The sequence below is a fragment of the Spiroplasma sp. hy2 genome (assembly GCF_044714365.1).
In the GTDB taxonomy this organism is placed as follows: domain Bacteria; phylum Bacillota_I; class Bacilli_A; order Mycoplasmatales; family Mycoplasmataceae; genus Spiroplasma; species Spiroplasma phoeniceum.
The window spans coordinates 1-10,305 of record NZ_RXFZ02000023.1; the positions used below are offsets into that span (position 1 = coordinate 1).

At 26.3% G+C, this 10,305-nt stretch carries 11 protein-coding genes and 1 other RNA gene; 1 reads left to right on the top strand and 11 read right to left on the bottom strand.

All coding sequences use genetic code 4. The annotated features are described in order from the left end of the window. Nucleotides 1-120 precede the first annotated feature (120 nt). The 3 genes from EHV01_RS01430 to tilS all read right to left on the bottom strand — a co-directional run bounded on the left by EHV01_RS01430 (nucleotide 121) and on the right by tilS (nucleotide 4,470). A complete protein-coding gene (locus EHV01_RS01430) occupies nucleotides 121-984 on the bottom strand; it encodes an Hsp33 family molecular chaperone HslO (RefSeq protein ID WP_422065891.1) in 864 nt (287 codons plus the stop codon). Between the two features lie 87 nt (nucleotides 985-1,071). Then, nucleotides 1,072-3,090, bottom strand: coding sequence for an ATP-dependent zinc metalloprotease FtsH (gene ftsH, locus EHV01_RS01435; RefSeq protein WP_422065892.1), 2,019 nt, complete (start codon nucleotides 3,088-3,090; stop codon nucleotides 1,072-1,074). Nucleotides 3,091-3,168: 78 nt separating this feature from the next. Continuing rightward, entirely contained in the window at nucleotides 3,169-4,470 is a 1,302-nt protein-coding gene (gene tilS, locus EHV01_RS01440) for a tRNA lysidine(34) synthetase TilS (RefSeq protein ID WP_422065893.1), read from the bottom strand. 67 nt (nucleotides 4,471-4,537) lie between these two features. Between tilS and EHV01_RS01445 the strand changes: the two genes are divergently transcribed. Then, nucleotides 4,538-4,903 (top strand): hypothetical protein, encoded by a 366-nt coding sequence (locus EHV01_RS01445; protein ID WP_422065894.1) that lies wholly within the window; start codon nucleotides 4,538-4,540, stop codon nucleotides 4,901-4,903. Here the strand turns inward: EHV01_RS01445 and EHV01_RS01450 are convergent. The 8 genes from EHV01_RS01450 to ffs form a co-directional block, all read right to left on the bottom strand. Beyond that, on the bottom strand, nucleotides 4,900-5,202 hold the full coding sequence (locus tag EHV01_RS01450) for a 50S ribosomal protein L11 methyltransferase (RefSeq protein WP_422065895.1): 303 nt from the start codon (nucleotides 5,200-5,202) through the stop codon (nucleotides 4,900-4,902). The two genes, EHV01_RS01445 and EHV01_RS01450, sit on opposite strands and share 4 nt — an antisense overlap. A 1-nt stretch (nucleotide 5,203) precedes the next feature. After that, nucleotides 5,204-6,040, bottom strand: a complete 837-nt coding sequence (locus tag EHV01_RS01455; protein ID WP_422065896.1) for a DNA polymerase III subunit delta' — start codon at nucleotides 6,038-6,040, stop codon at nucleotides 5,204-5,206. Beyond that, the gene (gene tmk, locus EHV01_RS01460) at nucleotides 6,033-6,677 is read right to left on the bottom strand and encodes a dTMP kinase (protein ID WP_422065897.1); all 645 of its coding nucleotides are present in this window, start codon (nucleotides 6,675-6,677) and stop codon (nucleotides 6,033-6,035) included. The genes EHV01_RS01455 and tmk overlap by 8 nt, the downstream gene beginning before the upstream one ends. A 17-nt stretch (nucleotides 6,678-6,694) precedes the next feature. Continuing rightward, nucleotides 6,695-7,030 carry a toprim domain-containing protein gene (locus EHV01_RS01465; protein WP_422065900.1) on the bottom strand — a complete coding sequence of 112 codons (336 nt, stop codon included), beginning with the start codon at nucleotides 7,028-7,030 and terminating at the stop codon, nucleotides 6,695-6,697. 193 nt (nucleotides 7,031-7,223) lie between these two features. Beyond that, the gene (locus EHV01_RS01470; protein ID WP_422065898.1) at nucleotides 7,224-7,484 is read right to left on the bottom strand and encodes a hypothetical protein; all 261 of its coding nucleotides are present in this window, start codon (nucleotides 7,482-7,484) and stop codon (nucleotides 7,224-7,226) included. 17 nt (nucleotides 7,485-7,501) lie between these two features. Continuing rightward, nucleotides 7,502-9,544 carry a DNA polymerase III subunit gamma/tau gene (gene dnaX, locus EHV01_RS01475; RefSeq protein WP_422065899.1) on the bottom strand — a complete coding sequence of 681 codons (2,043 nt, stop codon included), beginning with the start codon at nucleotides 9,542-9,544 and terminating at the stop codon, nucleotides 7,502-7,504. A 66-nt stretch (nucleotides 9,545-9,610) separates the two neighbouring features. Beyond that, nucleotides 9,611-10,054 (bottom strand): deaminase, encoded by a 444-nt coding sequence (locus EHV01_RS01480; protein WP_400248252.1) that lies wholly within the window; start codon nucleotides 10,052-10,054, stop codon nucleotides 9,611-9,613. A gap of 16 nt (nucleotides 10,055-10,070) precedes the next feature. After that, an RNA gene (gene ffs, locus EHV01_RS01485) (signal recognition particle sRNA small type) lies at nucleotides 10,071-10,161 on the bottom strand. Between the last annotated feature and the right edge of the window lie 144 nt (nucleotides 10,162-10,305).

Genomic DNA, 10,305 nt, shown 5'->3' on the forward strand with positions numbered 1-10,305 from the left:
TAATTCTGTAATTATTTTTCTCATTAATTATTTACCTCCATATATTAAAAATATACCTAATTTTAGGTATATTTTATAAATATCAAGAGTTTTCGACAAAATTAAAGAGATATCTTGCCCTTATTCTTTAAGTAAACTTTTTAAATCACTTGCTCTAATATGATATTTTTTGCGGCAAAAATCACATGCAATTTCAATTTCACCATTATTTATTAAAATTTCATTAAGTTGCTCATCACCTAATAATTTTGCTGATTCTAAAGCTTTTTCGTATGAGCAACTACATTCAAATTTAATTTCATCAACTTCTAACACTTTGGCATTTTGATCAATGAGTTTAAAAATATTAATTAAATTATCTTCAGCAATTAATTTATGACTAATGTTTTCTAAATTTTCAATTTTTTCTTCTAAATAGTCAATATCTTCTTCTTTATGTTCTGGTAACAACTGTGCGAAAAAACCAACTGCTTTTGCAATTGTATTATCTTCATTCATTTTAATTGAACATGCAATAACTGATTTAATTTGTTCACTTTGTGCTAAATAATAAGTAAAATCTAAATTAATTTCACCAGAAATTAATTGAATTTGACCTGAGAAACTTTCTTTCATTCCTAAATCTTTCATTACGCGTAAATAACCATTTGTACCAACTACTTGGGAAATAACATTATGTTCACGATCAATTTCATCAACATCAAATTGTGGATTAGCACAAAATCCTCGTACTTTATGACCAGTATATTCTGCCATAATCGTTCCAATTGGACCATTTCCATTAATAATACTTGTCATTTTATCAGTTGCATTTTTCATATCACTACCAATTAAAATAGTGGCTAGAACAACTCTTGACAACACAATTGTTGCAAGCGGATTAGTTGCATGTAATTTAATAATATCGTTTAATGATTCAGTTGCATCAACAACTGTCATTTTAACATTATGAACATTACTAATTGCTTTCGTTATTTTGTCCATTCCTTTAAACTCCTTTATAAATTTCTTTCCTTTGCAATTATAGTATAATCATCGTTAAAAGTAAAACAAAAAGTAGGCTTAATTAGTCTACTTCTTATTTGGATCATTATTTTTATCATCTTCTGGGTGATCTTTTTTTCGTTCTTTTGGTTTAACTTCTAAAATTTCACCTTTTGCTTCTTTTTCTTTATGCTTTGCTGCACGTTCTTTTTCATGAATTACTTCATCAGGTAATTTATGATATTTATCAATATATTCAATTTGTTCTGCCGTAATTGTTTCTAATATTTTTAAACTTTCAGCAATTAAATTTAATAAACTACGATTTTCAGAAATTAATGCTTTTGCTGTTACATAACAATCATCTAAAATTTTACGAACTTCAGTATCAATTTTAGCCGCAATATCTTCTGAATAACGTTTTCTTGTTGCAGTATATTCATCTTTTGGTGATTCAAATTGAACTAATCCTAAAGAACTCATTCCATATTCAGTAACCATATGACGTGCAATATTAGTTGCTTTTTCTAAATCATCATGTGCTCCTGTTGTTATTTTTGTTTTTCCAAAAATAATCTCTTCTGATGCACGCCCACCTAAATAACCAGTAATTGTCGCATATAAGTTCTCTTTACTATGAAACATTGTTTCTTCTTTTGGTGTCATAATTGTATAACCACCTGCTTGTCCACGTGGAATAATAGTAACTTTTTGAACTTTGCTAGCTGCTTCTAAACGTAAACCAATTAGAGCATGACCAGCTTCATGATAAGAAACAATATCTTTATCCATTACTGAATATTTACGTGATTCTTTTGCTGGTCCCCCAACAACACGATCAATCGCTTCATCAATAATATTAACAGTAATAATTTTTAAATTCTTACGAACACATAAAATTGCTGCTTCATTTAAAACATTCTCTAATTGAGCTCCAGAAAATCCTGGTGTTCTTTCCGCGATTCGTCTAAAATCAACCTCTGTTGAAACTGCTTTATTTCGAGCATGTAATTTTAAAATTGCTTCTCGTTCATTAATATCTGGTAATGAAATTTGAATCTGGCGGTCAAAACGCCCCGGTCTTAATAAGGCAGTGTCTAATACATCAACTCGGTTTGTTGCTGCCATAACAATAACTCCCGTATTAGTTCCAAAACCATCCATTTCAACTAATAATTGGTTCAATGTTTGTTCATTAGCACCACTCCCAATTGAAACAGTTCTTTTTCGACCAACAGCATCAATTTCATCAATAAAAATGATACATGGTGCAGCTTTTTTAGCTGCAATAAACATTTCACGAATTCTTGAAGCACCAACTCCAACAAACATTTCTTCAAATTCAGAACCTGAAATTGAAAAGAATGGAACACCAGCTTCTCCAGCAACAGCTTTTGCTAATAAAGTTTTTCCTGTACCTGGTGGTCCTTCCATTAGAACTCCTTTTGGAGCACGAGCACCCATACTTGAATATTTCTGTGGATTCTTTAAATAATCAACTACCTCAACTAACTCTGTTTTTTCTTCATTAATTCCTGCAACATCAGAAAATTTAACAGTGGATTGAATTTGACGTGCTTTATTTTTCCCCATTGAAAAGGGATTAGCACCTGACATCCCACCAGACATTTTTGATAAACGAGCAATCATAAAGACGGCGATTCCCATTATTAATAATCATGGTACTAATTGTATTAACATCGCTTGTCACATTGGAACAAACTCACGGTCAACTGAAACAAGACCACCTTTTAATTTATTTTTAAAATTTTCATCTCATGTATTTGTTGGTATTTTGTCCTTGTAAGTATAAGCTCTAAAACCTTCACGGTTTCATTCCGAACTATAGCGAACAGTTTTGATAACACCACCCTCAGAATATCGAATTACTCCTTCTATAACTACAGTATTTTTACCAACATTAGCCTTAATAGTAATTTCATCAATATTTTGATTGTTATAATTTTGAGTATTACCAATTTTTTGCATATCTCCTTCGCTAATTTTTGTAATATCTGATTTTATTCATAATACAATTGTTAAAATAATCAAACCAATAAAAATTAACGAACTTATAATTGCAAATCACATTCTTTTTTTATTCATAACTGTTTCCTTTCTATTAAGACTTTTAAAATTAATCTTTTTCGGTCATTTGAAACAATGAACCAATTCTAGACTATTCTATCATAAAAAAAATAAATTGTATTTTTCTGCTAAAGTATTATTAATAAATTTATTAATTTTTAAATCAACTAAATTATTCGCATAAATAAGGTTATTATCCTTATCTAATACAAAATAACTTTTTCGTGCTAAAAGCGGTACTTTATTTTTGATAAATCAACGATTTAAACGCATCTTATTAATCATTGCATTTCTTAGCAAAGATAAATCGTTGGTAATTGTGATTGGTCATTGTGCTGCTGCTATCATAAAATCATACTTATTTTTAGTTCCCCAATTAATAATATTTTCTTTTCATTTTATTGGTAATCCAGTTGTTGATGTTATTTGAATTGTTGTTAATTCTAAAAGTTTATTATTAACAATTTCAACATTATCATATGATTTAATTAAAGAATATCTTGAATTAATTTTAAGAATAATATTTGGTTTTAAACTTTTTAATTCCTTAATTATTTCATCTAAAAACTTTCTTTTTTTATTCCTAATTAAATAAACAACCTTATTAATTTTAAAATAATTAAAAATAATAATTTTTTGCAACTGAATATTATTAAGAGCATTAAAACTAGTAACATTAATTTGCCCAAAATTTTCAATCAAATAATTTTTTGCAACTAACTTTAATTGTTCATTTTCCTTATTTTTTTCCTCAATTTCTAATAACATATCTTGTAAATTAATATCCTGAATTTCATTACGAATAATATTTCGATTATAAATCGCTAAGATATTAGTTGAATCAATTGCATAATTAATTTGCTGATGAAATAAATATTCAATAATTTCTTCTCTTGATATTTCTAACATAATCCGCAATATTTTTAGTTTTTTGTTAAACAATTGAGAATAATAATAACTAGTTTTATTTAGACCATAATATTCAACAATCCCATTTCGTTGTTTTTGCAAAATATATGTTTCAATATGATCAGTCAAATTATGGGCAATTAAAACACCCTGGCAACAATATTTTTCACTAATTTGTAAAAAAAAATCATATCGTATGCTACGAGCAACTGCTTGAAAATTATGAGAATTAGTCTGATACTGTTCACAGTCTTTCGCTGTCACTTTTTTTACATAGACCTTAATATTTCGTTTTTGGCAATATTCAACAACAATTTGTTCATCATAGTCACTATCTTTTCGCTTCTGGTAATTTACCAAACATACAATGAAATTATTAATATCTAACTCTGAATTATTATAAATATTGTCAAGTAAAAACATACTATCCGGACCACCAGACACCCCGATAACATATTTTTCATTCTGTTTTAAAAGTTTAGTTTCCATTTCTATCACCTATTTTCGAAATAATTTTAAAACTTGTTCTGTATAATGATAATTCTTATTATGAACAATGATTGGTTTTTCAACAATAAGGCCTGCCCCACTTTGAAAACAAGCTTCAATTAAAACATTATTTGCTTCACTTTCTACAAAAGGATGAATAAATTGTAGTCGCTTAATATTAAAACCACACTTAATTAATAATGCAATAATTTCTAATAATCTTGTTGTACGATGAATAATCGTAAAATACCCTCGATTTGCAACTAATTTCTTAGCAGCAAAAATAATCTCTTCTAATGTGACATCTGTCTCATGGCGTGCTGGAATTAATAATTTATTTTTTTCATTTAATTTTGCTCCATCAATTTTAAAAAACGGCGGATTGCAGACAATTAAATCATATTTAACATTAGCATTAGTTTTAACATATTAATTAATATCATTATGAATAATTTTAATCTGTTCAATTTTATGATTTAATGCAACATTTTCCTCTGCTAATTGTACAGCTTCTTTTTGCAATTCAATGCCAGTAATTGGTGCTGAAGTTAAAGTTGATAAAATTAACGGAATTGCCGCATTATTAGTACCAATATCTAAAATATTTTTTATTTTTGTATTTAATGTTGCAAAACGAGCCCGTAGGACTGTATCCAATGAAAAATTAAACATATCAGTTCGTTGGTTAATTTTAATTCCCTCATAATCTAATAAATCATTTAAAACTTTCACTTTACACCTCGTTATATCAATCAATCAATCCCTTTTCTAAAATTAATTCTTTATTTAAATTTTCCAATAATAAATTGGCAATAGTATAACAAATTTCAATTAACTTGCTATTTTTATGATTTAGTTTTTGAATTAAATCTTGATTTGTAATTTGATATTTTTCTCATTCTTTCTTTTTTAAAACATTAGCAATTGCTAAAAAAAATTGGCGGCATTCAACACTATCATAATTATTTAACTGACGAATAGGAATAAAGTTATTTGTCGAGTTACTTGCAAAATTGTTAAAAAAGGTAGAAATAAATTCATTTTTAAAATCATCAACTTCTAATAAATCAGTTATATTTTCTAAAATAATATTTAAACAACGTGATTTAATAGTATCAATAACATTTGTTTTATTAGTTGTTAACAAAAAAGCGTATGTATTTTTACTAGGCTCTTCTAAAAATTTTAATAATGAATTAGCCGCTTCTAATGTTAATAAATCAATACCATTAATAACATATACTTTTATTCCTGTTTGTTCTAACGCAGAATAATTAAAGGTTTGAATAATTTCTTGAATTGCTTCTTTTTTGATTGTTGTTTCAAAATCACCTTTAATTTTTAAATCATAATAAGTTTTATTATTAATGCGGTGACAAATATCACATTCACAATCTGCTCTTTGTTTTTTTAAACACAATAAAAATCTAATAACTTCTGTTGTAAATTTTTCTAATTTAACTTTATTATTGCAAGAAATCAAAAGTTGATTTGATAAATTATTTTTTAAAATTAAATTTTTAAATAGTGTCATTTTCTCAACATCATTTTTTGTAAATAAATTATCCATTTTCTTTGTCCTTTATTTTTTGAATAATTTCATCAACATAATAATATACTTGTTCTAATACTTCATTCACTGGTTTACTAGAATCAATAACTTTAATGCGATCTGCATTTTCACTAATTAAAACTTGATACCCTTCATATACCTTCTTGTGAAACGAATTTTTTTCTAAATCAAGACGGTTCATTTCAACCTCATTTCGAACTTTCATTCTTTCACTTGCCATTGTTGGTTCAATATCAAAAAAAAGAGTTAAATCTGGCTTTGTTGTGCCCAAAACAATGGATTGTACTTCATCTAATGTTCGAATTCCTAATCCACGAGCATATCCTTGATATGCTGAAGTAGAATCCATAAAACGATCACAAATTACAATTTCTCCTCGTTTTAACGCCGGCAAAATATCTTCAACAACATGTTGCCTACGAGCAGCAATATATAATAAAACTTCTGTTCATGGGTCCATTCCTAAATTATGTTTACTTAAAATAACATTTCTAATTTGCTCAGCAATTTCATTGCCCCCTGGTTCTCGTGTTAAAACAACTTGATATCCTTCTGACCGTAATTTTTCTTTTAATAATTTTGAAATCGTTGTTTTCCCAGAACCATCAATTCCTTCTAATGTTATAAATAGCATCATTACACTCCCTGTTCTTAAACATCTTTACGTCCCTCTAAAGCTTGTCTTAATGTTACCTCATCAATATAATCTAAGGAACCACCAATTGGTATCCCTTGGGCTAAACGTGATATTTTTATATTAAAAGGTTGCAAAAATGTTTTTAAGTATTGAGCTGTTACTTCTCCTTCAAAAGTAGCACCAACAGCAATAATCACTTCTTTTATAATTTTATCATTCATTCGGGATTCTAACGCAGAAAAAGTTAATTTATCTGGTGTAATGCCATTTTTTACATTAATTTCACCATTTAAAACATGATAAACTCCATTAAAAACTTTTGTTGCTTCAATTTTTATAATATTGTAAATTGTACTATGAAGTGTAGCACTTTATAAACTGTAAAATCAAGCTTTTTAAATTTGTAAAGATTTTTTATAAAAATTAAAGCAAAAATATCTTTTATTTTATGGCTTATTTTAGTTAATTAATTACTAAAATAACTATTAAGCTTAAAAATAAGGTTTTCATTCATATAAAAAGTGCTACATTTGCATTTACAATTTACATATCAAAAAAATTGCTAACAACACAAAGCTTTGTTTGTTTACGTAAATTATTATGGCAAAACAAACAAACATTATTTTGCATTAATGTTGAACAAATTGAGCATTGATGATAATTATTTTTGATTTCATTAAAAACATGCTCTAATGATTCCAATAATGATGGTTTAATAATTAATTTATTAAAAATCCTTTCCGCAGTCTTTTTACCAACACCTAAAATAGTTTTTAATTCCATAATTAATTCTTCATAGTTCATTTCAAATCTCCAATCAATTATTCTACTATCTTAATGTTATCAAAAATTTGTTTACCAGTTTCAAGAACATCTTTATGTTCTTCATAGTTATCAATTTGTTTAACTAATAAATTTTGGTAAAACTCTTCAACATCAATTAATGTTGGTTTTGGTAATTTATTTGCTTGTCTAATTTTAACATAATCATTGCGAACACTAGTTCACTCAGTTTCACTTAAGGCAATAATAATAAAATCAAAATCAAATGCTTGGAAAATCTTATTGCGAAATTCTCAATTACACATTTCAAAACTAATTCAATTTGCTTCTGGTTTTGTATTAGTTACAATAATCAGTCCTTGTTCTGATGCAGCCGCATATTTAACATCATAGAAACTAATTAATTTATCTAATTGAACTACTTTACCTTTTTCGTTAATTAATTCCATAAATTTATTTTTAAATTTTTCTCGCTTTTCTTTACTAGCTTTAATTAAAATATTAAAAATTTGATTATTAGAATAATTAATATTAGAAAATTCATAGATATTAACTTTATTTTTCATATCGTCATGATATTTTTGTAAGTCAGTTATGCCTTCTAATTCTTTTCCATAAGAAATTTGCTCTGATCCAACTGACTGAAAACTTTCTTTTTCCTTTGTTTGTTCAAAATTAGTTTGAAGATCATTTTTATCTAATATTATTTTATCTTGTTGTGGTTCTATGTTACTAAAAGAACTATCATTATGTTCTTCATCATTAAATAATGAAAAATTATGAAATAATGGTTGGTTATTAGGTAATTTCGGTTCTTTTAAATGAATTATTTCATCATTGTTTTTTAATGGTATCACTTGATCTTTTTCATAATTATTTTCTATTATTTCTATATTTTTAGAAATTTGTTCTATTTTATCATGATTAATTTCTCTTTCCTCTGTATGCTCTAAAATCACTAAATCACTTAATTTTAAATTCTGTAAATTCTTAGTATTATTTTCAAAAATTGCTAAAGCTTTTAATAAAATTAATTCAAAATACATTTCTTGTGTTTTACTATTTCGCATTTTGCTTGCTGCTTCAGTAAACAAATCAAGTAACATAATTAATTCTTTTGAACTTAATTGTTCAGCAAATTCTTTTGCTTGTTCTTCTGATAATAAATTTAAAAAAATTGAATTATTCGTTTGTTTAAACTCAAAAATTTCTTTTAAAATATCTAATAAATTTAATGTTAAAATTTCAAAATCAGAACCTGCTTGATAAATTTTTTTACTAGCCATTAAAACTTCTGTTGTTTTATATTCTAAAATATCTTTTAATAATTTTAATTTAATGGTTTTTGAAATTGTTGCAAAAATAATATTTACATTTTCTAAGGTAACATTTCGATCAGAAAACATAATTACTTGTTCTAAAATACTTAATGAATCGCGAGCACTACCATCAGCCAAAAGAGCAATTTCTTTAATCGCAGCCAAATCATATTTAATTTCCTCTTTTTGTAAAATATTAATAATATTATTTTCTAATTCAACTTTTGAGATCTTACGAAAATTATATTGTTGACAACGTGAAATAATTGTTGCAGGAATCTTATGACTTTCAGTTGTTGCTAAAATAAAAACAACATGTTGTGGTGGCTCTTCTAATGTTTTTAATAATGCATTAAAAGCTGAATTAGTTAACATATGAATTTCATCAATAATATAAACTTTATATTTTGTCATCGTAGGAAGTAACTGAACGTTATTTCTAATTTCTCGAATTTCATCAACACCATTATTTGAAGCAGCATCAATTTCAAATACATCAACTGCTCCGGCGCGGTTTATTTCCTGACAACTAGCACATTCATTACACGGATTTCCTTTATCTAAATTAACACAATTAATTGCTTTTGCAAATATTTTTGCAATCGAAGTTTTCCCTGTCCCATGTGGTCCTGAAAATAAATATGCATGCGAAAATGTATTATTTATAATTGCATTTTTTAAAGCTTTTCTAATTTCAATTTGTCCAACAATTTTATCAAAATTATTTGGTCGATATTTACGATATAAAGAAATATAATCCATTTTTTATGCTCCCGTCCAATATTATTGTTATAATAACTTTATTTTACTCCTTTAATTACAAATATTCTATCTTAATTGTTCAAAAAATTTCTTCATTAAATCTTTTAAAATCATATTTTCCTCATGTTTTCTAACATGTTGAACTTTTAATTTTGAAATATCAAAAGTATGATTAGACTTTAAAAAACCATATTTTTCATTTGATAAATAATAATTAATAACTTTAATTCCTGAATTAATTATTGCTCCTAGGCACATCATACATGGTTCAACAGTAACTCATATTGAACAATCACTAATTTTATTTGTTCGTTTTTTTCGACATGCTTGATTTAAAGCATAAATCTCAGCGTGTGTTGTTACTGAATTTTTTGTTGTTTTATTATATCCAATGGCAATAATTTTACCATTTTGGTCAACAACTAATGCAGAAATTGGAACATGTTTTTTCTTATATGCTCATTGTGATAACTTATATAATTTATTGAAAATTAATGTAGTATCTGTCATAAATTCACCCTTATCATAAAAAATGTCATTACACATAGTCCTTAGTCTTATGGCTGCTACCTTCCGGTCCTGACCAATTTCAAATGTAACTATTGTAATGACATAAGTAATTATAGCATAGAATTTTATTTTGCATATCCTTTTTATCTTTAATTTTGTCGAAAACTCTTGATGAAATAAAAAAAATCATCAATATGACAATTTGAAAACTAATTTTGTGTAAGATTATGATTTTGCTTTAAATTTTTTAW